We start from the raw sequence: 21,110 nt of genomic DNA on the forward strand, positions 1-21,110 counted from the left end.
GCCGGTGTCAGTCCTCTGGACCCTGGGCAACGGGGCGGGTGTCGCCAGCAATCCCCCAGATATCGTCACTGTTGGCCGTGGCGGCGGCGCGGTCGAGCAGGCCGACGCCATCGCGATCAACGCACAGATTGCGATAGACCGGACGCTCAACCACTTTCGTGCTTTCATGGTGGATTTCCCTGACATTCTGCTGTCGGGCATATTCCGAAATCTGGAAACGTTCGTCGGATGCATCGATCTGTCCTTGGAGTTTTTGCCGTTCGACTTCGCGGGCATCGTCAGCGCGCTTTTGCGCCGCCTGTTCGCGCCCGACGCCGATGTCGATGCCGAACAGGAAGCCACCCGTGCCGGACGCACAGGCCACCAGCGCGGCGGCCATGATGAGGTGCGCGCGGCCGATCATGGCAACAGACCCTTGAAATAGGTGCGCCGCGAATAGGTCAGCACATCCTTGCGCAGGCGGCCGTCGCGATAGCTGACATGGATCCAGCCACTATTGGGCTGGCCGCGCACATAATTTTCTAGGATCAACTGGTCGAACGGCAGTCGGTCGCGGATGAACGTGGCGACGGTCACATTGTCGATGCCCGCAATTTCGAAGTCGGTCGCTTCGCCCTGGGCGTGCTGGCTGGTGACGCTGGATCCGACAGCCAGGCACAATTTGGGCGACCGGAAACCCGACGACAGCGCGATCGGCTTGCCGAAATGGGCGCGCAGCGGCTCCAGCACCTTGGTGCACAGCAGCTTCATAGCGGCGATCTGCGCGCCATTGGGCGTGTTATCGATGCGGTGGGCCAGCGCAGTGGCCGATGCAGTAAATTCGGCCAGGGTGAAGTTAGGGGACAGCTTCATGGCGTCAGTCCTTTTTGGGCAGGAAGCGATCGGCGATGCGGCCCGGCACGCTGGTCAGCGTTTCGATCGCGGCCTTGGCGATGCGGGGGGTGGCGTCGAAGGCAAGAAGCGCGACGGCAAAAGCGATCGACTGCGCAGCGAAGTGGCTCCATCCCGTCACGGCGATGACAGCGATGGTCGCGTAATAACTGACGGTCGAACCCACGACCCATTGCAGGAAGCGTTGGCGAAAGGGCAGCGCAGGCTTCCATGCTTGCGCGACGGCCGAGCCGATCAGCGATGGGGTGAGCGATCCGATCAGATCTCCGGCGGTGTCGAGGAAGGGGCGCAGGTCCAAGGGATCAACTCCAAAGCTGGATCAGGGGGCGGGTCGGCGTGGTTTGTGGGGCGGCGATCGTCGGCACATTGACGACGGTGCCGAGCGGCAGGATTGCGCCCAGGTCGGCAAGGCCAGGATTGGCATCCATGACGCGGGTCAGATGTTCCGGGCCAAGGCCGAGGTCGCGCCAGAGCATCAGGTCCAGCTTGTCGCCAGACTTTGCCGTCAATGTGCTGACGGCGGCCATCAGATGAGGTCCACCGTCGTGCGCGTCTTGCCCAGCATGTCGCGCACGGCATGCATGGCATCGCGGCGCAGTTCGCCGATAGTCGGCGTGGTTTCATCCGCGCGATTGTCGCCTGCGCCGGTCGTATCGAAATCAGGCATGCGCGCGATCAGTTCGGCCTTGGCATAGAGGGCGACAGCGCGTTCGTAGCGGATCAGCTGCACGCTGCGCCCGTCCAGCTGGGTCGCGGGGACAGCGGCCAGCGATGCATGGCCAGCGGCGATCTGCGCGGCGGCATAGGCGCGCATGTCGATTTCGATCGCCATGATCGCGCCAAGAATGGCAGCCCGCAGGCGACCGGGCGTGATCGTGTTGGTGATACGCGCGGCATCGCGGATCCCTGCCGGATCGACGTCGGGAAAAAAGCCGTCATTGATGACAGGCGGTTCCTGTGCGGGCGGCGCATCGACGTCTGCGGCGGGTGGGATGGTGACGAAGGACATCACGCCATCACCGTGCGCGCCGCATATTCCATGCACAGGCACAGCGTGCCGATCAGGAAAAACAGAGCGAAGGCGTAACGCAAGTCAGGATCCTTTCGGGGCGGCCCGGCTACAGGGGTGGGGATCGGGTCAGCGGCGGCCCTGTGGATCCGAGGATCCTCCCGCCCTGCGCGATCCGCCCCTGAGCGCCGGGGGCAGCTTGTCAGGCGGCGGTATCGCCGCCCTGTTCGGGTGCGGGGACGGCAGCGGTGATGGCCGTCAGCATCTTGTCGGCCCGCTTGATCTTGTCCTTCACGCCGATGCGGTCATGCAAACGCTGGGCTTCGCGCAGGGCTGACAGCGCGGAGGTGAGTTCGGTGCGGGCCTTGTCGGCTTCCATGTCCTGCGCGGCGGCCACCAGTTCGACACCGATCGCCTTGAGCAGCTTGGCGCGGACCTGATCGTGGATATCGTCCGCGAAGGTCAGATCCTGCACGCGGTCGAGGATTTCGAGCGGGAATCGCTGATCGCCATTCTGCGCCCGGATCGCCTGATCCGCGATTTCCTCGACAATGAGGGTGGCGGCGTCCCGCTCATAGCGTTTGGGCAGGGCCACCCGGTGGCGCAGCACGAATTCTGCCAGGGTAAGAGCATAGCCATAGTCGCCGATGTCGATCGCCCAGACCATGATGGTGGGCAGAACATCGGCGGCGATGCCTGTGCCAACGCCATTGTCGGCCGCGATGATCCCAGCGGTCCAATCTCGATATTGCAGGATCATTTCGCGCTTCTTTGCGATCTTGTTATCGATCGAGCGCGTTTCCTTGAGCGCCCGCAGGTCATGCGTCAGGCGCAGGCCGATTTGCGCGGCTGCGCGGTCGGCGGGGGAATTGGCCGGGGTTGAACTGGTCGCCCCTGCCGCCGGGAGAGGCGCGGCGGCAGGGGCGTGCGCCGCCCCACCAGCAGGTGCAGCGGCTGCGCTGACAGTCTGGGCAGCCAAGATGCGTTCACGATGACGACGAGCGATGCTCATGCGCGTGTCCTGTTATGGTGGGGCGGTTTGGGGAGCGACGGGCAGCGGCGATCAGGCCGGTTTCTTGCCCATCTTGATGTTCTTCACGAGCGCGCAGCGGCCATAATCCTCGACCACATAATCCTCATTGACCGATTCATAGTTGGCGATGCGATCAAGCTTCGGCTCATCCAGCAGCTGGCGACGGCGCGTTTCTTCCTGCCAATAGATCGACAGGTTATCGAGACTGGTGATGAGGATCGCGTCTTCGGGGAAGAAGGGCACGATTATCGCGCGCTTGCCTGCCATCTGCTTGGGCAGGGTCAGAATGCGATGCGCCGCCTCATTTTCGGTGGCGGTATTGCTGGCGCCCTGCAGGAGGTTCAGATATTTGTCCTTCACCAGCGACCACCCGACGATAACGACCAAATCGGTGTCGCTGCGATGCCAAGGATCGAGCAGATCGAGCGCATCGAACGCCAGCGCGTCGAGGTTGGCATAGTCGGCTTCGGCGGTATCGGCATTGCTGCCTTCACCGTCGACCACTTCGACCTCGCTCGCCACATAGATGGCCTTATCCACGCCATCGGTCAGCGCGCCATCGTCCAGTACCCGGTCGGGCGCGCGATCTTCGATCTTGAACAGCCAGCCTTCGTTGACGTCCTGCAACAGCGGGTTGTTGGCGACGTTGGTGGTCGCGGCGGCCGAGGTGCCGTTGAAGCCGATCATGATGCGGTCGCGGCCCTGCTGTTTCAGGATCACGTCGCGCAGCAAGGTCTGGAATTCAGGACGATGACGCCATGCGTCCAGCTTCGCATAGCGGATCGAATGGTCGAAATTGGTCTGCTTGCAGAAATAACCGCCCTCGTCGGTGGTGTCGGTCGGGTCGGCCGCATTGCGTTCCGTGCCATTGGCGGTGTTGGTACGGCTCGCGATCGGGCGCGTGACCGTTACGCCGACCTTGTCGCCGGACTGCTGGACAACGGGAACGATGTTGATCTGCTGCAGAAACTCGCTGGTTTCCTTGATTTTTTCTTCCAGCTTTTGTTCGACATTAGGTGCGACCGCAAATTTGGTCGTTTTTACGTCATCGACGGAGAGGCTGTTGAGCAGCGCGATCTGGCTGACATAACCGGCGAAGGCGATACGGGTATCACGGTGCATGGGTGACTCCTGGGGGCGTTTCTGGCGGGCGCGGGATAGGTAGTGGCGGGACGACGGCGGGGATCAGCAGTCGGTGACGACAGCCGCATTGCCGCCGGTCGCGGGGCTGCGCTTGAAGGATTTGGGCTGGCGCTGTTCCTCGCCCTGCAACTGCGTTTCCAGCTTGTCGAAGCGGCTGTTGAGCGATGCGACCGCATCGTTGGCGGGCTTCACGGCGGCGGCGATCTGATCGCCCAGGACACTGGCGAACTTGGCCATGTCGAAGCTGTTGTCATTAGCCGGTGCGGGCGGCGTGGCCGGTTCTTCCTTGGGCTTTTCCTTGGTGAAAAAGGCCGCCAGCCCGCTCATGATGCCGGTCTTGACGCCTTCGGCTATCGTGGTGCTGTCGGTCGCCGGTTCCAGTTCGATCGCGGTTTCGTGGGCCGTCGAAAAGACGTTGCTGCGCGACTGGGCCGCGAATTTCAGGGCTTCGGTGCCGAGCGATGCCGGGCTGTCGGTGACGGCCAGGCCAACCAGATAGGCTTCGCCTTCGCCCGCGAAATCAGGGTGGATTTCCATGCTGGTGAACAGCTTCTGCCCCGCTTTGTTGATGGTCAGCAGCTGGTCGTTGGCCTCGATTTCCGCATAGAGGGCGAGCAGCGTCTTGCTTTCGCCAGCGATCAGGAGGGTGACATCTTCCGTCTTGAGCGACAGGACAGACCCATAGGCATTGAACGGCTTGTCGGGGCTGTAGCCCGCAATATGCTCGCAGTTGATGCGCGCCGTATAGGTCGCCGGGTCGTAATTGGCGGCCATCTGGCTCAACCATTCGCGCTGGATCACGCGGCCATCGACTGTAGCGCCTTCGACGCCGACGCGGAAAAACTTGCTCTTGGCCATGATCGGTCCGGTTCCCTTGATTGCACGAAAGCGCGGCTAGGCGTTTGACCTGCGCAGAAAGGGACCGGTGGAGGCCTCTTCTCAAGGGGAGGCATTTGGACAGGCGCTAGTCCAAATGGATGGCGGTGATTAGCGCTTGATCCGCGCGGCATGGTCCGCCGCGATGACCCAGCATTCCACCCAGCCCGGCGCGCCGTCTGTCTTGTGGCAGTTCGATCCGCGCCGCCATGCGCGCAGCCTCTACTGGCGAGGCTGGGGCGTGACGCAGATCGCGGACGAATTTGCGCTGCATGGTGTCGTCAACGACAAGGGCGGACCGTTCCCGCGCGCGACGATCGAAAGCTGGCGGCAACGCGACAGGTGGGATGAAGCCCCCTCGATCCGCAAGATCGAGGATGGCCTTGAGATCCGGCTGCTCACCCTGATTGCTAAGGAAAAGAAGACCGGCGCGGACTATGTCGAGATGGACGCGCTATCGCGCCAGGTCGAAAGTCTGGCCAAGGTTCGCCGCTATTCCGAGCCGGGCGGCCATGCGGGCGATCTGAACGACAAGGTCGCCAATCGTAACGCCGGGCCGCGCAAGAAGGCGAAGAAGAACCATTTCACTGCCGATCAAGCGGCCGAACTCAAGCGCATCTTCCTCGACGGTTTGTATGATTATCAGCATCGCTGGTGGCAGGCCAAGGATCAGCGCACCCGCATGATCCTTAAGTCGCGCCAGATCGGCGCGACCTATTATTTTGCCTTCGAAGCGCTGATCGACGCGATCGAGACAGGGCGCAATCAGATATTCCTGTCCGCGTCCAAGGCGCAGGCCCACCAGTTCCGGTCTTATATTGTCAGCTTCGCCAAGCTGGTCGGGGTGGCGCTGACCGGCGATCCTATGCTGATTACATCGGATCTGCGCCCTGAAGAGGAAGCGGCGGCCGAACTGCATTTCCTGGGCACGAATTTCCGCACCGCGCAGGGGCGGCACGGCAATTTCTATTTCGATGAGTTCTTCTGGGTCCATTCGTTCGAGGAATTGAACAAGGTCGCGTCGGGCATGGCGACGCACAAGAAGTGGCGCAAAACCTACTTCTCCACGCCATCGACCATTGCCCATCCGGCCTATCCCTATTGGACCGGCGAGCGGCGCAACCGTCGCCGCAAGAAGGAAGACCAGATCAAAATCGACGTCAGCCATGCGGCGCTGGCGATCGGCATGGTCGGGCCTGATCGGGTCTGGCGCAACATCGTTAATGTGCGCGATGCTGAGGCGGGCGGGTGCGACCTGTTCGACATCGCCGAACTCGAAGAAGAGTACGCCCCCGACGAATTCGCCAATCTGTTCATGTGCGATTTTGTCGATGACAGCATGTCGGCCTTCAAGTTCAACGACATGATCGCCTGCGGGCGCGATAGCCTGGTCGAATGGACAGATTTCGATCCCGAAGCCGAGCGGCCCTATGGCTATCGGTCGGTCTGGGCAGGCTATGATCCGCAGTCGAGCGAAACCGGCGACAATGCCGCGCTGGTCATCTGCGCGCCGCCTTTGGAGATTGGCGGCGAGTTCCGGGTGCTGGAGCGCCACCAGCTGCGCGGCCTCGATTTTGAACAACAGGCGGAATTCATCAAGGCCGTCCTGAGCCGGTACAATTGCACCTATCTGGGCATCGACGCGCAGGGCGTCGGGGCCGGTGTCTATCAGCTGCTCGCCAAGGTGGGCGCGATGCCGGGCTGCACCGTCGCGAAGATCGAATATTCGCTGGAGGTGAAGGCACAGATGATCATGAAGGCGCAGAATATCATCCGGCGCGGTCGCCTTCAGATCGACCTTGGCATGCTCGACATCGTGTCGGCCTTCGTTTCGATCAAGAAAACGCTGACCACCACCGGGCGCAACGTCACCTTCAAGGCAGGGCGCGGCGGCGAAGACGGCCATGCCGATCTAGCCTGGGCGACGATGCACATCCTGATGAATGAACCGCTCGACGGCAAGGAAAAGCCAAAGGGCCAAATGGAGATTATGGAATGAGCAAGCGCGCGCGCCGGATGAACCGCCGGGAAACGGCCGAGGCGGCGCAGGGCGCGATCGTCGCGGCCAATGACAATCGTGGCATGACTGCCTTCAGCTTTGGCGATCCCGAACCGGTCAACAGCCGGGCGACGATGCTCGACATGCTGGAATGCTATCACAACCAGCGTTGGTACGAGCCGCCGATATCGCTCGACGGTCTGGCGCGGACGTTTCGCGCATCGCCGCATCATTCGAGCGCCATCATCCTCAAGCGCAACATGCTGGCCGCCAGTCTGGATCCTACCCAGTTTCTTAGCCGCAAGGCCTTCGCGGGCATGGTTCAGGACTATCTTGTCCTGGGCAATTGCTATGTGCAGGAGATCCGCAACCGCCTGGGCGGGGTGCTGCGCCTCGATCATGTGCTGGCGAAATATACGCGGCGCGGCATCGAGCCGGGCCAGTTCTGGTGGGTGCCGGGCTTCCGCAACGAAACTGAGTTCGAATCGGGGACCGTCCACCATCTGCTGGCCCCGGACATTAATCAGGAAATCTACGGCCTGCCCGAATATCTGTCGGCGCTACAGTCGGCCCTGCTCAACGAAAACGCGACCCTGTTTCGCCGCCGCTATTTCGAGAATGGCAGCCATGCTGGTTACATCCTCTATGCCACCGGCCAGTTTGCCGATGGCGACATTGACGCAATGCGGGACGCCCTCAAGCGCTCGAAGGGGCCGGGCAACTTCCGTAATCTCTTCGTTCATTCGCCCGATGGCAAGGAGAGCGGCATCCAGTTGAAGCCGATCGCAGAGGTCGGCGCGAAGGATGAATTTGTCGGGATCAAGAACACGACGCGCGATGACGTGCTGGCCGCGCACCGCGTGCCACCGCAGCTGCTGGGCATCGTGCCGGCCAATGCGGGCGGCTTTGGCGATGTGACCAAAGCGACCGATGCGTTCTTCGAACTGGAGATCGAGCCGCTCCAGAGCGTATTTCTGGAATTGAACGACCAGCTGGGTTTTGCAGCGGTACGCTTTAGGGAGCGCGTGCGCACGGCCGCATAACGATATTTCCGTGAGAACGGGGATGACCGCGCTGCAACGCGGCCACCGACGAGGATCACTCTCGCCACTACCAATCGGCCACCCCGGCCGCCCCGCCCCCTCACCGGGGCGGTGGACCAATTGAGCGAGAAAATCCTACATGTCACTAGAAAATGTTCTCCCTGTGTTCCCTGCTGCCGGATATATTGGCGGCAAGCGCAATCTGGCGCGTCGGCTCATATCCATCATCGGCCGCGTGGATCACGACAGCTATGCCGAACCGTTCGTTGGAATGGGCGGGATCTTCCTGCGGCGGCCGACGCGGCCCAGAGCAGAGGCTATCAACGACATCAGCGGGGATGTCGCGACGTTCTTTCGCGTGCTTCAGGAACATTATCCCTACTTCATCGACATGCTGCGCTGGCGCGTTTCGAGCCGGGCGGAATTCGAACGGTTGCGCGCACTGCCTGCCGACCGGCTGACCGATCTCCAACGGGCGGCGCGGTTCCTTTATCTGCAACGGCTCGCGTTCGGCGGGAAGGTGTCGGGCAGGAATTTCGGCGTCGATCGCGTGGCTGGCGGACGGTTCAATGTGACGAAACTGGAGCCGATGCTGGCGGACATCCACGAACGGTTGGCAGGCGTTGTCATTGAGCAGCTAACCTATTCGGACTTCATCCGGCGCTATGATCGGGATGGCGCGCTCTTCTATCTCGATCCGCCATATTGGGGCTGCGAGACGGATTATGGCCAGGACGTGTTTTCACGCGACGACTTCGCCGCGCTGGCCGAACAGCTTGGAGGCATCAAGGGCAAGTTCCTTCTGTCCATCAACGCGACTGAGGGTGCGCGCGATACCTTCGCCCGGTTCCATGTCTCCGATGTCCCGACCACCTATACGATCGGGGCGCAGGCCAAGCCGGTTGCCGAACTGATCGTGAGCAACTTCCCGCTGCCCGGCTGACACGCCGCTGATGCTGAGATGACGAAGGGCGGTCCGCATGGCGCGGGCCGCCCTTTCTTTTCGTGCGCAACAATATGTCGTCGCATGCCACGCCGCTCGACCGTCATCATCGGCCGCCAAAGCCCGCGGCGACCCCTTGCTCCGGCCCACGGCGGCCCAGCGCGGCAGGCCGGGGGTGCCACCCTCGAAAGCGCGCTTATTCCCCCGCCTCGCCCGCGCGCTTTTTATGTCCTTTTTGATGCATCATCGACACCCCCCGGAAAGCGGCCCGCTTCTAAGGCCGAACGCCGATCCAAAGGCAGCATCCGTTGATGCGTTTTGATGCACCTAGCGAGTCTATTCGTGACGCTGACAGGCGAGAAAAATTTTAACGAGGACGCCCACGCTAGTGAGGGAGGGGGCGGGAAGACGTAACATCTGTCAGGACGCGGGCGAACATAATATTAAACGTCTGATTTTATACAATTTTTTAGGTTACGTCGGCTGTGTTGGATGATGTGATCTTCTATTTGAAAAACTGTAACACCCGCAGAAATCCAAGGTTTTTTGTAAGTGAGATATTACGTTTTTAAAGTGTAATATGGTTACGTCGATATCACACTTAAAATCACGGCTGAAACCCGCAGAAATCCGTCGATGTTACGGATGTCACACTTTTTCCGATACTGCCCTCATTATAATTCCTATCGCCCGGTTTCTCATATATCGCTTCTCACATCTGCTGACCGCCATCAGCGGCTGTAGAATTCCGACTATGGTATCGGTTATGGTATGCGTTTCCATTCTCAGACGGCACCTTGAGATATATCAATGCCTTATAGTCGCTATTCAACGTCCTCCGTCTCCGCCACCCTTTTTCGGACCACGCCGATGATCCGCGCCCGTTTTGGCACTTTGCGCGGGTTGGTCCGCTTGATCCTGTCCTATCCGCAACTTGCGCTGGGCCTGTCTGCCAGCCGCGCTGCTGATTCTGCGCAGGTGCAGCGGCTGGTCTTCGTGTGTCAGGGTAATATCTGCCGCAGCGCCTTTGCCGATGTCGTGGCGCGCCGGGCAGGGCTAAATACCGCTTCCTTCGGTCTGTCGACCACCACTGGCCGCGCTGCGCATGATCCCGCCATCGCTGCCGCCCGCGCTTTGGGGCATGACCTGTCGCAGCACCGGGCGATCGACATGGCCGACTATGTCCCGCAGGAAGGCGACCTGCTGCTGGCAATGGAGGTGCGGCAATTGCACCGGCTGGCCGCCGATCCGCGCCTGAGCCATGTGCCGCGGCTGTTGCTGGGGCGCTGGACCCGGCCGATGCTGCCGCATCTGCACGATCCCTATGGACTGGACGACCGCTATATGGCGACCTGCCTGACCCGGATCGAACAGGCGGTGGCGCGGTTGATCAGCGCTTTTCCCGGCGCACGGCTTTCCTGAGCATCTGCGTCATATCCCGCACCCAGGGGCGTAGATCGGACAGGGTCAGCACATAATAGCGGGTGGCGGGGTCAAAAAAGCCCAGCACATAGTCGATCAGATCCCTGATCGGCCGGCGCTTGAAGAAGGGATCGCCGATTCGTCCCGGCGTAATCCACAGGCGCATAAGCCGCTTGGTTTCCGGCACCATATAGCGCGCGCGCAGATCGTCGCGCGGCAGGGGGGCCAAATCCCGCTGGCCCAGCACGGTGCGGCGATAGGCTTCCCAGGCGAAATGTGCGCCGCAATGGCGAGCAAGCGGCAGGCTGCCCCAGAAGCGGCCATTCACCTCCATCAGCCAATAGCGTCCGCTATCCAGCTCATAGCGATATTCGACCATCGCCTGTCCGTCCCAGTCGAGCGCGCGCAGCAATTGTTCCGACAGCGCCATCTGTTCGCCATGCCGTTCCGCCGGTTCGGCCCGGCACAGCGTGGACACGCCCCCTTCGGGCGGCCATTCGTGCAGGCGGCGATGCTGGAAGCGCAGCGTCGCCCGCCCCTCTTCCATATAAAGCATCTGACCCAGCCCCACGCCCCCGCAATATTGCTGGATCAAGGGCCAGCGCCCGACCGGCGCGTAGCGGTCCAGCAGCGCGGTCAACGCCTGCGAGGTACGGATATATTCGGTCTTGAGCCATTCCAGCCCCGCATGTTCCAATATCGGCAATACTGCCGGGGGATTGGCCCATTTGGCGACCAGCGGATAGCGCATCGCCGCGACGCGGGCGGCAAAATCCTCGCCGGGCTGCGGTTGCCAGGTCTGCGGGACGCGCAGGCCCGCCTTTTCGGCAATGTCGAGCGTACAGAATTTGTCGATGACTTTGGCCAGCCGGTCTGGTCGGGGGACCAATATATGGCAGTCACCGATCGTCGTGGGCAGGTCCGCCAGTTCCAGCAGATCCGATTCGGACACCGCCAGCACCGCGCCCGCGCCGGTTCGGGCGATCATCTCCGGCAGCCAGAGGGCCGCAGGGCCGGGCGGGCGTAACAGCGACTGGGTGCAATAGCGCGAAGCTGCGCCAACGCTGTGCGCTTCGCGGGCCACGCCATGGACCGGCACGCCATGCTCGCCCAGTTCGCGCACGACCGTCAGGCCGATGGCGTTTTCCAGACCCAGGACAATGGCGCCGGGGAAAGATGTCACGCAGGCACAAGCCGATGTTCATAGCGCCATGTTGCCCAGGCCTGCTGCGCGACCCGCAGCCCGGTGCGCAGTCGACTAGGTGGGACGCGGGTGAGGCTGCGGTCGGGGCGATCGGCCAGATCGCCGGGCAGGTCGTGGAAGCCTGCGCCGCGGACCTGCGGCAGGCGGGCGGCCTCCCGGCACAGCGCGGCGAATCGGGCCTTGACCGTCTCATTGGCCCGCTGGCGGTCGCGGGACAGCATTTCGAAACTGTGGGTGACGACGACGAAAGCGTCATGGCCCTCGCACGCGGCATGGCGCAGCCCGGCGCGCATCTCGGCCGCGGACATGGCGCAAATCTGTGCCGGACGAAAGCTGCCGGGCCGGTCGGTTATGCCCGATACCGGCAGTTCGGTGATGCCATGCAGGCGGGTTGCCCCTATCTCGCCCGGATGCGTGTCAATCTTGCAGTCGCGGCCCAGATAGGCGGGGTTGACGCTGCTGTCCCATGCCACGCCGATCGCGGCAAGGGCGCGCAGCGTGTCGTCATTCGCGCCGAAATTGCCGGCGCGAAAGGCGGTGATGGCGGGCGCCCCGGCCTGTTCCAGCAACCCCTTGGCCAGGCCCAGCAGGACAATCTGGTCGGCAAGCATGAAGTCGCCGATATTGCGGCCCTGTCGCCCCTCGACCGGCGATTGCTTGGCCCAGGCGAGCCATTCGGTGTGGATGTGCATCTGCACTTCATGGCCGCGAGCCACGATGGCGGTGACGATCGGCGTCAGGAAATCGGCACCATGGACCAGCGCCGGCAAGGGATCGAGGAAGAACACGCCTTTCAGCCCATGGCGGTCGAGCACGTCCATCTGCCAGCCGATGCCATGCGGCTGCCCCTGCGCTTGCCCCCAGATCGAGCGCTGGACATTCTCGTCAAGGCTGAGGCCGCGCTGATGCAGCGAAGAGGACAGTTCCGTATCGACGGTGATGAGCAGCGCAGTCATGGGCGATCCGGTCGGGGGCGGCAAATGGACAGCAATAGGCGTCAGGGGTTAAGGACGAGTAATATTTCCCCCATATGTCCCATGGGTCACATATTGGAAAGATGGCATTGGGCCGTCAATCCGCACTTTTCCTGCCAGACGTCACGCGCTCGCCCTTACCGTTACGCGATCAGCGAAAATTCGCCATAATTGCCCTGAAAGAACAATAAGGGACTTTCCGGCCGGTCGACCTCCAGCGCCACGACCCTGCCCAATACGATATAATGGTCGCCCGCTTCATGCACGGCGTCCAGCGTGCAGTCGATCCAGGCGACGACATCGTCCAGGATGGGCGACCCGTTCGCCGATGCGCGATGGGAGACACCGGCAAACTTGTCCTCACCGCGCCCGGACAGCTGGCGGCACAGCGCTTGCTGGTCGCTCGCCAGCACGTTGACGCAGAATTTGCCGACGGCAGAGAGGCGTGGCCAGCTGCTCGATGTTTTCGCAGGGAAGAAGGCAACCAGCGGGGGATCGAGCGAGACCGAGGTGAAGGAACCAACCACCATACCTACAGGGGCGCCATCTGCCTCCACGGCAGTGACGACGCACACGCCGGTGGGATAATGGCCCAGCACCCGGCGGAAGGTCGCGCTGTCGAAACTGGTGGTGTCATTCATGTCCGCTTTTCCCATCTTGCGCCCGTGTGTCGATCAGAGCGCGATCCCGCCCGCCGCAAGCACCGCCAGCGTCAGCAGTTCGGACGCATTGGATGCCATCGTGGCGATCTGCACCGATTTTTCCATGCCGACCAGCACCGGGCCGATCATCGACGTGCCGCCCAGTTCGCGCAGCAGCTTGGCCGAGATATTGGCCGATTGCAGGCCGGGCATCACCAGCACATTGGCGGGGCCGGACAGGCGGCTGAACGGATAGCTTTTCATGACCGCCGGGTTCAGCGCCACGTCAGCGGTCATTTCGCCTTCATATTCGAAATCGACATCGCGTTCGTCGAGCAGCTTCACTGCGCCACGCACATTTTCCAGGAACGCGCCCGGCGGGTTGCCGAAATTGGAGTAGGAGAGGAAGGCGACGCGCGGGTCATGGCCCATGCGCCGGGCGACCGCGACCGTGCCTTCCGCAATGTCCGCCAGTTCGCTGGCCGTCGGGCGCTCGTTGACCGTGGTGTCGGCCAGGAACACGGTCTTGTCCTTCGATACCATGACATGGATGCCGAACGGCGTGCGCCCTGCTGCGGGGTCCATCACCCGCTTCACTTCACGCAGGGTCTGCGCATAGGGGCGGGTCATGCCGGTGATCATTGCGTCGGCCACGCCCATCTTGACGAGCAATGTGCCAAAGATGTTGCGGTCCCGGTTCACCATCCGTTCGCAATCGCGGCGCAGATAGCCGCGCCGCTGGAGCCGGGCGTAAAGCAGGTCGACCATGTCGGGCACCAGTGGCGAGTTGACGCTGTTATGCAGCTCGAAACTGTCGGGATCGCGCACGCCCAGCGCCTTGAGCTTGTCCACGACATCGCCGCGCCCGACCAGCACCGGAATACCATAGCCCAGGTCACGGAACTGGATCGCCGCGCGCAGCACCACTTCCTCCTCCGCTTCGGCGAACACGACGCGCTTGGGATTGGCCTTGGCCACTTCATAGGCACTGGTCAGAACAGAGGTGGTCGGGTTGAGCCGGGCTTTGAGCGACTGGCGATAAGCGGCCATGTCGGCGATCGGCTTTTGCGCCACGCCGCTGTCCATCGCCGCCTGCGCAACGGCCGACGGCACCACTTCCATCAGGCGCGGGTCGAACGGGGCGGGGATGATATAGTCTGGCCCGAAACTGTGCGACCGGCCATAGGCCTTGGCCACTTCCTCCGGCACCTGTTCCCGCGCCAGCTCGGCGATGGCATGGGCGGCGGCGACCTTCATCGCTTCGTTGATCGTGGTCGCCCGCACGTCCAGCGCACCGCGGAAGATGAAGGGGAAGCCGATGACATTATTGACCTGATTGGGATAGTCTGACCGGCCCGTCGCCACGATCGCTTCAGGACGCACGGCTTTGGCATCGGGCGGGGTGATTTCCGGGTCGGGATTGGCCATGGCGAAGATGATCGGCTTTTCGCCCATATCCTTGACCATGTCCGGCGTCACCGCGCCTTTGACAGAAAGCCCTAAGAATACGTCCGCGCCCTTCATCGCTTCTTTCAGCGTGCGCGCATCGGTTTTCACCGCATGGGCCGATTTCCACTGGTTCATGCCCTCGGTGCGGCCCTGATAGATCACGCCCTTGCTGTCGCACATGATGACATTGTCACCCGCCACGCCGAGCGCCTTGATGAGTTCGGTGCAGGCGATCGACGCCGCGCCCGCGCCATTGACCACGACTTTCAGGTCTTTGAGCTCCCGCCCGGTCAGCATCGCCGCGTTGATGACGCCCGCCGCCGCGATGATCGCGGTGCCATGCTGGTCGTCATGGAACACCGGGATGTTCATCCGCTCTTTCAGCGTCTGTTCGATGATGAAGCATTCCGGCGCCTTGATATCCTCAAGGTTGATGCCGCCAAAGGTCGGCTCCATCAGCTCCACAGCGTCGATGAAGCGATCGACATCCTCGGTCTTGAGTTCGATGTCGATGCTGTCCACGTCGGCGAAGCGTTTGAAGAGGACCGCCTTGCCCTCCATCACCGGCTTGGACGCCAGCGCGCCCAGATTGCCAAGGCCCAGGATCGCCGTGCCGTTGGTGATGACGGCGACCAGATTGCCCTTGGCGGTATAATCATAGGCCGTCGCAGGGTCCGCCGCGATCGCCAGCACCGGCACGGCAACGCCCGGCGAATAGGCCAGGCTCAGGTCGCGCTGGGTCGCCATCGGTTTGGACGCGATGATCTCGATCTTGCCGGGGCGACCGGTCGAATGGAAAAACAGCGCCTCGCGCTCGGAAAATTCCACATTCGACTTGTCGGTCATCACTTACCCGCCTTTGCTGTCCGTTGCGTCGGCCCTAGCGGCAAGCGCGCCTTGTGGGCAAGTGCGAGAAGGCTTCTTTCCTGTGCTGCGGCTTGGCGCTATCGCACCATCATGCCCAGCGCCCCGACCGATACCGTGATCCAGCCCGCCCCCACGCCGATGATGGCGCAATATCTGGCGCTCAAGAGCCAAGCGCGTGACTGCCTGCTCTTCTATCGTATGGGTGATTTCTTCGAGCTGTTCTTCGACGATGCGAAGGCTGCCGCCGCGACGCTCGACATTGCGCTGACCAGCCGGGGCGAACATGGCGGCGCGCCGATCCCGATGTGCGGCGTGCCGGTGCATAGTGCGGAGGGCTATCTCGCGCGGCTGATCAAGGCAGGCCACCGGGTCGCCATTGCCGAGCAGACCGAAACGCCCGCGCAGGCCAAGGCGCGCGGGGGCAAGACACTCGTGGCGCGCGACATCGTGCGCTATGTGACCGCAGGCACGCTGACCGAGGAGACTCTGCTCGATTCTCGGCGCGACAATATGCTTGTCGCCCTCGCGCAGGTGGGTGGAGATGGCGAAATCGGCCTCGCCGCCGCCGACATCTCGACTGGCCGGTTCGAAACGATGACCTGCCGCGTCATCGACCTGCCCGCCGAACTCGCCCGCCTGCGCCCCAGCGAGACGGTGGTGGCCGAAGGATCGTCGCTCGACATAGCCGACGCCCATATGTTCGATCGCGCGGCCTTTTCCAGCAGTCGCGCCGAAACGTCCCTCAAACGGCTGTTCGGGGTCGCGACGCTCGACGGCTTCGGCCAGTTCAGCCGGGCAGAGCTCGCCGCGATGGGCGGGCTGATCGCCTATCTCGACCATGCGGGGAAGGGGACTTTGCCTTTCCTCGCGCCACCCCTGCGCCAGACCAGCGGCGGCCATGTCGCGATCGACGCGGCAACGCGCGAGAGTCTGGAGATTGTCGCGACGATGAGCGGCGCGCGCGCGGGCAGCCTGCTTGGCGCGGTCGACCGCACGGTGACGGGGGCAGGGGCGCGGCTGCTGGCGCAGGATATGTCTGCGCCGCTGATGGATATGGGGCTGATCGAAGCGCGGCTGGGGCTGGTGCAGCTGTTCCATGACGATGCCGGGCTGCGCGACCAGTTGCGGGGCGCATTGCGCGCGCTGCCCGACATTGGCCGGGCATTGGGCCGCGTCGCAGTGGGCCGGGGCAGTCCGCGTGACCTTGGCCAGCTGCGCGATGGCCTTGGCGAAGCGCGGTTGCTGCGTGAGCGGCTGGGACGCTTGCCCGATCAGCCGCTGCTGCTCGCCCGCCTGCTCCCCGCGCTTGATGGCCATGGTGCGCTCGTCGATAGCCTCGCGCGCGCGCTGGTGCCTGCTCCACCAACCGAAACGGCGAACGGCGGCTATATTGCCGACGGCTATGATCCCGCGCTGGACGAGCTGCGCCGCATGGCGGGCGATGGCCGCCGGGCGATTGCCGCGCTGGAGGCGAAATATCGCGCGCAAACGGGCATTTCGACGCTCAAGATCCGCCATAATGGCGTACTGGGCTATCATGTCGAAGTGCCTGCCCGCGCCGCTGACTCGCTGATGCAGCCCGACAGCGGCTTTACCCATCGCCAGACACTGGCAGGCGTCGTGCGCTTCAATTCGGTCGATCTGCACGAGGAAGCCGGGCGCGTCGCGCAGGCGGGCGGCCATGCGCTGGTCGCCGAAGCGGCCCATCTGGAAGATCTGATCGCCGCCGTGCTGGACCGCAAGGCCGACATCGCCCGCGCGGCGCAAGCGCTGGCCCGGCTCGACGTTGCCGCTGCGCTCGCCGAACGTGCGGCAGAGGGCGGCTGGCAAAGGCCGCATTTCGTTGCTGCCGACGGAGCGGGACCATGCCTCGCCATCACCGGCGGGCGGCACCCGGTGGTGGAGGATGCGCTGCGACGCGAAGGGCAGGCCTTCGTCGCCAATGATTGCCGTCTGGTGCAGGATGATCGGCTCTGGCTGGTCACCGGCCCCAATATGGGCGGCAAATCCACCTTCCTGCGGCAAAATGCGCTGATCGTCATCCTTGCGCAGGCGGGCGCCTATGTCCCCGCGGCGGCGGCGACGCTCAGCCTGGTCGATCGGCTGTTCAGCCGGGTCGGCGCATCGGACAATCTGGCGCGGGGCCGCTCCACCTTCATGGTCGAGATGGTCGAGACCGCCGCCATCCTGGCGCAGGCGACGGCCGACAGTTTCGTCATCCTCGACGAAGTCGGGCGCGGCACCTCCACCTATGACGGGCTGGCGCTGGCATGGGCAGTGGTGGAGGCGGTGCATGAGGTTAATCGCTGCCGCTGCCTGTTTGCCACCCATTATCATGAACTCACCCGACTGGCCGAAAGCCTCTCCGCGCTCTCGCTGCACCATGTCCGCGCGCGGGAATGGAAGGGTGATCTGGTGCTGCTGCACGAACTGAGCGACGGTCCGGCGGATCGCAGCTATGGCCTGGCCGTGGCGCGGCTGGCGGGTCTGCCTGCCGCTGTCCTGAAGCGCGCCAAGGATGTGCTGGCGCGGCTGGAGGCGGGCAAGGCCAAGACCGGCGGCATTGCGGCGGGGCTGGACGATCTGCCGCTGTTCGCCGCCGTTGCTGCCCAGTCCGAACCCGTGATCGACCCGCTGCGCGCGGCGCTCGACGGCATCGACGCCGATGCGTTGTCGCCGCGTGAGGCGCTCGATCAACTATATCGGCTGAAACAACTGGCCGCGACCAGCGACCATGACTAGATAGCCTCCATGGTCATGCAATTTCCCGCGCTGGGATCGCGCCGTGCGATCATTGATCGGCGCGCGATTTCCGACAATATTACCGCTCAGGCGCAGCTGCACCGTAGCGATCCGATGCTGCTGCGCGGCCTGATCGTCAAGGAATTGAAGGCGGCGCTGGATGAGGGGCGGGCCGAGGTCGCCCGGCGGCTGGAGGCGAAGCCCACGCGCGGGCGGGAGGCGGTGACTGCCTTTGCCTTCCTGATCGACCAGATTTTGCGCCTGCTTTTTGACGCAACGACCCACCATCTCTACCCATCGGGCAACCGCAGCACGGGCGAGCGGATCGCCCTGATCGCGGTTGGCGGCTATGGCCGAGGCGAAATGGCGCCGCATAGCGACGTCGATATCGGCTTCATTACGCCCTGGAAGCCGACCGGCTGGACCGAGCAGGTCATTGAATCCATGCTCTATTCGCTCTGGGATCTGGGCCTGAAAGTCGGCCATTCCAGCCGCTCCATCGACGAGACGATGCGGATGGCCAAGGCGGACCTGACCGTCCGCACCGCTCTACTGGAGGCGCGCTATGTCTGGGGCGACCGGGCGTTGTACGAGGAAACATCGACCCGCTTCGACGCCGAAGTTATGCAGGGCACGGCCCGTGCCTTCGTCACCGACAAGCTGGCCGAGCGTGAGGAGCGGCACAAACGGATGGGCGACAGCCGCTATGTCGTCGAACCCAATGTGAAAGAGGGCAAGGGCGGCCTGCGCGATCTGCATACCCTGTTCTGGATCGGCAAATATGTGAACCGGGTGCGGTCGGTCGCCGAACTGGTCGATGTCGGCCTGCTGACCCAGCTGGAATTGCGGCAGTTCCAGAAGGCGGAGGATTTCCTGTGGGCGGTGCGCTGTCACCTGCACACCATCACCGGCCGGGCGGAGGATCGGCTGACCTTCGACCTCCAGCTGGAAACCGCGACGCGGATGCGCTTTACCGGGCGGCATGGCCGGTCGGGGGTGGAGCGCTTCATGCGCTATTATTTCCTCAACGCCAAAATCGTCGGCGATCTGACCGCCATGTTCCTGGCCCATCTGGACGATCAGATGGCGGCGAAGGGACGGCGCTATATTCCCGCCATGTTCCGTCGGCCCAAGAAGCTGGACGGTTTCGTGCTGGAGCGCGGGCGCCTCTCGCTGCCCAGCGATGATTTCTTTCAGGTCGATCCGGTCCGGCTCATCGAGATTTTCGCCGTGGCCGACCGCCATGGACTGGCCATCCACCCCAGCGCGATCCGCGCCGCCAGCCGCGACGCCGGGCTAATCACGGCAAAGGTGCGCAAGGACCCGCGCGCCAACGCCGCCTTCATGGATGTGCTGACGTCCCCGCGCGATCCCGAAACCGTGCTGCGCTGGATGAACGAATCGACCGTTTTCGGTCGTTTCATCCCCGATTTCCGCCGGGTCGTGGCGCAGATGCAGTTCGATATGTATCACCATTATACGGTGGACGAACATACGATCCGCGCCGTCGGCCTGCTCGCCCGGATCGAAAAGGGCGAACTGCCCGAAGATCATCCACTCGCCTCCGAACTGATGGGCAAGCTGCTCTCGCGTCGCGTCCTCTATGTCGCGGTGCTGCTGCATGACATTGCCAAGGGGCGGGGCGGCGATCACAGTATTTTGGGCGCGGACGTCGCCGAACATCTCTGCCCGCGCCTGGGCCTCACCCCGGCGGAGACGGAAACGGTCGCCTGGCTGGTGCGCTATCATCTGCTGATGTCGGCCACCGCCTTCAAGCGCGATCTGGCCGATTACAAGACGATCCTCGATTTCGTCGATGTCGTGCAAAGCCCGGAGCGGCTGCGGCTGCTGCTCTGCCTGACCGTGGTGGATATTCGCGCGGTCGGGCCGGGTGTGTGGAACAGCTGGAAGCGGCAGTTGCTGGGCGACCTCTATGATTCAGCCGAAGAATTGCTGCGGCTGGGCCACAAGCAGAAGGGCCGCAGCGAACGGGTCGCGGCCAAGCAGGAAGCGACGCGGCTGGCGCTGGGGCTGCCGGACGCAGAGTTTGAGCGGCTGCGCAGGCGGCTGCCCGAATCCTACTGGATTGCCGAGCCAGAGGATATATTGATCCACAACGCGCACCATATATTGGCTTCTGCCGATGCGCCCTTGTCGATCGCGGCCCATTATTACCCGCAGCGCGGCGCGACGTTGGTGACGGTCTATGCCACCGACCATCCGGGGCTGTTCTACCGCATTGCCGGCGCCATCCATCTGGCGGGCGGCAACATTATCGACGCGCGCATCCATACGACGCGCGATGGCGTGGCGATCGACAATTTCCTGGTACAGGACCCGTTCGGTGGCGCCTTCCACGATCCCGATCAGCTGACCCGCATCCGCAATGCGATCGAGGATTCGCTGTCCAACCGCCACCGCATGATCACCAAATTGTCGGCGCGCCCGCTGACCCGGACCCGCGCCGAAGCCTTCCGCATCGTCCCCAATGTGCTAATCGACAACAAGGCGTCGAACCGCTTTACCGTGGTAGAGATCAACGCCGCCGACCGGCCGGCGCTGCTGTTCAGCCTGGCCAATGCGCTGTTCCAGTCGAAGGTCACGGTCCACAGCGCCCATGTCGCCACCTATGGCGAACGCGCGGTCGATACGTTCTACGTCACCGACCTGCTGGGCGGAAAGATAGAGAGCAAGGCGCGGCTGCAAACGCTTGAACGCCGCCTGCTCGAGGCGGCTGGCGGCGAGGTGGATGAGGCGCTGGAACGGGCTTAGGGTGCGAAGCCTTCACATCAATCCGTTCGTTTCGAGCGAAGTCGAGAAACGGTAGTGCGCAGTTTCTCGACTTCGCTCGAAACGAACGGAAGTTGGCGTGCG

At 63.2% G+C, this 21,110-nt stretch carries 18 protein-coding genes; 6 read left to right on the top strand and 12 right to left on the bottom strand.

What is annotated here, in order from left to right; translation table 11 throughout:
* Positions 1–7: 7 nt before the first annotated feature.
* The 8 genes from KRZ98_RS13495 to KRZ98_RS13530 all read right to left on the bottom strand — a co-directional run bounded on the left by KRZ98_RS13495 (position 8) and on the right by KRZ98_RS13530 (position 4,934).
* Positions 8–403 (bottom strand): hypothetical protein, encoded by a 396-nt coding sequence (locus KRZ98_RS13495; RefSeq protein ID WP_217674011.1) that lies wholly within the window; start codon positions 401–403, stop codon positions 8–10.
* Positions 400–852, bottom strand: coding sequence for a D-Ala-D-Ala carboxypeptidase family metallohydrolase (locus KRZ98_RS13500; RefSeq protein WP_217674012.1), 453 nt, complete (start codon positions 850–852; stop codon positions 400–402). Before KRZ98_RS13500 ends, KRZ98_RS13495 begins: the two co-directional genes overlap by 4 nt.
* Positions 853–856: 4 nt before the next feature.
* Positions 857–1,189: a hypothetical protein gene (locus KRZ98_RS13505; RefSeq protein WP_217674013.1), complete on the bottom strand. Its 333-nt coding sequence runs from the start codon at positions 1,187–1,189 to the stop codon at positions 857–859.
* A 4-nt stretch (positions 1,190–1,193) separates the two neighbouring features.
* Positions 1,194–1,418 carry a tail protein X gene (locus KRZ98_RS13510; protein WP_217674014.1) on the bottom strand — a complete coding sequence of 75 codons (225 nt, stop codon included), beginning with the start codon at positions 1,416–1,418 and terminating at the stop codon, positions 1,194–1,196.
* Complete coding sequence (locus KRZ98_RS13515) at positions 1,418–1,900, bottom strand: head completion/stabilization protein (RefSeq protein ID WP_217674015.1); 483 nt, start codon at positions 1,898–1,900, stop codon at positions 1,418–1,420. The genes KRZ98_RS13510 and KRZ98_RS13515 overlap by 1 nt, the downstream gene beginning before the upstream one ends.
* Before the next feature lie 202 nt (positions 1,901–2,102).
* Positions 2,103–2,912: a phage terminase small subunit gene (gene gpM, locus KRZ98_RS13520; RefSeq protein ID WP_217674016.1), complete on the bottom strand. Its 810-nt coding sequence runs from the start codon at positions 2,910–2,912 to the stop codon at positions 2,103–2,105.
* Positions 2,913–2,963: 51 nt separating this feature from the next.
* Positions 2,964–4,055 (bottom strand): phage major capsid protein, P2 family, encoded by a 1,092-nt coding sequence (locus KRZ98_RS13525; RefSeq protein ID WP_217674017.1) that lies wholly within the window; start codon positions 4,053–4,055, stop codon positions 2,964–2,966.
* A gap of 63 nt (positions 4,056–4,118) precedes the next feature.
* Complete coding sequence (locus tag KRZ98_RS13530) at positions 4,119–4,934, bottom strand: GPO family capsid scaffolding protein (protein ID WP_217674018.1); 816 nt, start codon at positions 4,932–4,934, stop codon at positions 4,119–4,121.
* Between the two features lie 163 nt (positions 4,935–5,097).
* Between KRZ98_RS13530 and KRZ98_RS13535 the strand changes: the two genes are divergently transcribed.
* The 4 genes from KRZ98_RS13535 (at position 5,098) to KRZ98_RS13550 (ending at position 10,359) form a co-directional block, all read left to right on the top strand.
* Positions 5,098–6,951 (top strand): terminase family protein, encoded by a 1,854-nt coding sequence (locus KRZ98_RS13535; protein WP_217674019.1) that lies wholly within the window; start codon positions 5,098–5,100, stop codon positions 6,949–6,951.
* On the top strand, positions 6,948–7,994 hold the full coding sequence (locus tag KRZ98_RS13540) for a phage portal protein (protein ID WP_217674020.1): 1,047 nt from the start codon (positions 6,948–6,950) through the stop codon (positions 7,992–7,994). The genes KRZ98_RS13535 and KRZ98_RS13540 overlap by 4 nt, the downstream gene beginning before the upstream one ends.
* A 139-nt stretch (positions 7,995–8,133) precedes the next feature.
* Complete coding sequence (locus KRZ98_RS13545; protein ID WP_217674021.1) at positions 8,134–8,937, top strand: DNA adenine methylase; 804 nt, start codon at positions 8,134–8,136, stop codon at positions 8,935–8,937.
* 870 nt (positions 8,938–9,807) lie between these two features.
* Positions 9,808–10,359, top strand: coding sequence for a phosphotyrosine protein phosphatase (locus KRZ98_RS13550; RefSeq protein ID WP_217674022.1), 552 nt, complete (start codon positions 9,808–9,810; stop codon positions 10,357–10,359).
* On the opposite strand, the gene KRZ98_RS13555 is transcribed toward KRZ98_RS13550, so the two are convergent.
* From KRZ98_RS13555 to KRZ98_RS13570, 4 genes are all read right to left on the bottom strand, one after another.
* Entirely contained in the window at positions 10,328–11,542 is a 1,215-nt protein-coding gene (locus KRZ98_RS13555; protein WP_217674023.1) for a carboxylate--amine ligase, read from the bottom strand. The two genes, KRZ98_RS13550 and KRZ98_RS13555, sit on opposite strands and share 32 nt — an antisense overlap.
* A complete protein-coding gene (locus tag KRZ98_RS13560) occupies positions 11,539–12,519 on the bottom strand; it encodes a hypothetical protein (RefSeq protein WP_217674024.1) in 981 nt (326 codons plus the stop codon). Before KRZ98_RS13560 ends, KRZ98_RS13555 begins: the two co-directional genes overlap by 4 nt.
* 161 nt (positions 12,520–12,680) lie before the next feature.
* Positions 12,681–13,178 carry a flavin reductase family protein gene (locus KRZ98_RS13565; protein WP_217674025.1) on the bottom strand — a complete coding sequence of 166 codons (498 nt, stop codon included), beginning with the start codon at positions 13,176–13,178 and terminating at the stop codon, positions 12,681–12,683.
* A gap of 33 nt (positions 13,179–13,211) precedes the next feature.
* Positions 13,212–15,473, bottom strand: coding sequence for an NADP-dependent malic enzyme (locus KRZ98_RS13570; protein ID WP_217674026.1), 2,262 nt, complete (start codon positions 15,471–15,473; stop codon positions 13,212–13,214).
* A gap of 111 nt (positions 15,474–15,584) precedes the next feature.
* Between KRZ98_RS13570 and mutS the strand changes: the two genes are divergently transcribed.
* Positions 15,585–18,236 (top strand): DNA mismatch repair protein MutS, encoded by a 2,652-nt coding sequence (mutS, locus tag KRZ98_RS13575; protein ID WP_217674027.1) that lies wholly within the window; start codon positions 15,585–15,587, stop codon positions 18,234–18,236.
* Positions 18,237–18,245: 9 nt separating this feature from the next.
* Positions 18,246–21,008: a [protein-PII] uridylyltransferase gene (locus KRZ98_RS13580; RefSeq protein WP_217674028.1), complete on the top strand. Its 2,763-nt coding sequence runs from the start codon at positions 18,246–18,248 to the stop codon at positions 21,006–21,008.
* Positions 21,009–21,110 lie beyond the last annotated feature (102 nt).

The organism is Sphingobium sp. AS12 (genome assembly GCF_019097845.1).
Taxonomy (GTDB): Bacteria; Pseudomonadota; Alphaproteobacteria; order Sphingomonadales; family Sphingomonadaceae; genus Sphingobium.

Coding starts and splice junctions, on each gene's coding strand:
- KRZ98_RS13500 (WP_217674012.1), bottom strand. CDS start 852: ATGAAGCTGTCCCCTAACTTCACCCTGGCCGAATTTACTGCATCGGCC.
- KRZ98_RS13495 (WP_217674011.1), bottom strand. CDS start 403: ATGATCGGCCGCGCGCACCTCATCATGGCCGCCGCGCTGGTGGCCTGT.
- KRZ98_RS13530 (WP_217674018.1), bottom strand. CDS start 4,934: ATGGCCAAGAGCAAGTTTTTCCGCGTCGGCGTCGAAGGCGCTACAGTC.
- KRZ98_RS13540 (WP_217674020.1), top strand. CDS start 6,948: ATGAGCAAGCGCGCGCGCCGGATGAACCGCCGGGAAACGGCCGAGGCG.
- KRZ98_RS13510 (WP_217674014.1), bottom strand. CDS start 1,418: ATGGCCGCCGTCAGCACATTGACGGCAAAGTCTGGCGACAAGCTGGAC.
- KRZ98_RS13545 (WP_217674021.1), top strand. CDS start 8,134: ATGTCACTAGAAAATGTTCTCCCTGTGTTCCCTGCTGCCGGATATATT.
- KRZ98_RS13525 (WP_217674017.1), bottom strand. CDS start 4,055: ATGCACCGTGATACCCGTATCGCCTTCGCCGGTTATGTCAGCCAGATC.
- gpM (WP_217674016.1), bottom strand. CDS start 2,912: ATGAGCATCGCTCGTCGTCATCGTGAACGCATCTTGGCTGCCCAGACT.
- KRZ98_RS13570 (WP_217674026.1), bottom strand. CDS start 15,473: ATGACCGACAAGTCGAATGTGGAATTTTCCGAGCGCGAGGCGCTGTTT.
- KRZ98_RS13535 (WP_217674019.1), top strand. CDS start 5,098: ATGACCCAGCATTCCACCCAGCCCGGCGCGCCGTCTGTCTTGTGGCAG.
- KRZ98_RS13560 (WP_217674024.1), bottom strand. CDS start 12,519: ATGACTGCGCTGCTCATCACCGTCGATACGGAACTGTCCTCTTCGCTG.
- KRZ98_RS13565 (WP_217674025.1), bottom strand. CDS start 13,178: ATGAATGACACCACCAGTTTCGACAGCGCGACCTTCCGCCGGGTGCTG.
- KRZ98_RS13550 (WP_217674022.1), top strand. CDS start 9,808: ATGATCCGCGCCCGTTTTGGCACTTTGCGCGGGTTGGTCCGCTTGATC.
- mutS (WP_217674027.1), top strand. CDS start 15,585: ATGCCCAGCGCCCCGACCGATACCGTGATCCAGCCCGCCCCCACGCCG.
- KRZ98_RS13580 (WP_217674028.1), top strand. CDS start 18,246: ATGGTCATGCAATTTCCCGCGCTGGGATCGCGCCGTGCGATCATTGAT.
- KRZ98_RS13515 (WP_217674015.1), bottom strand. CDS start 1,900: ATGTCCTTCGTCACCATCCCACCCGCCGCAGACGTCGATGCGCCGCCC.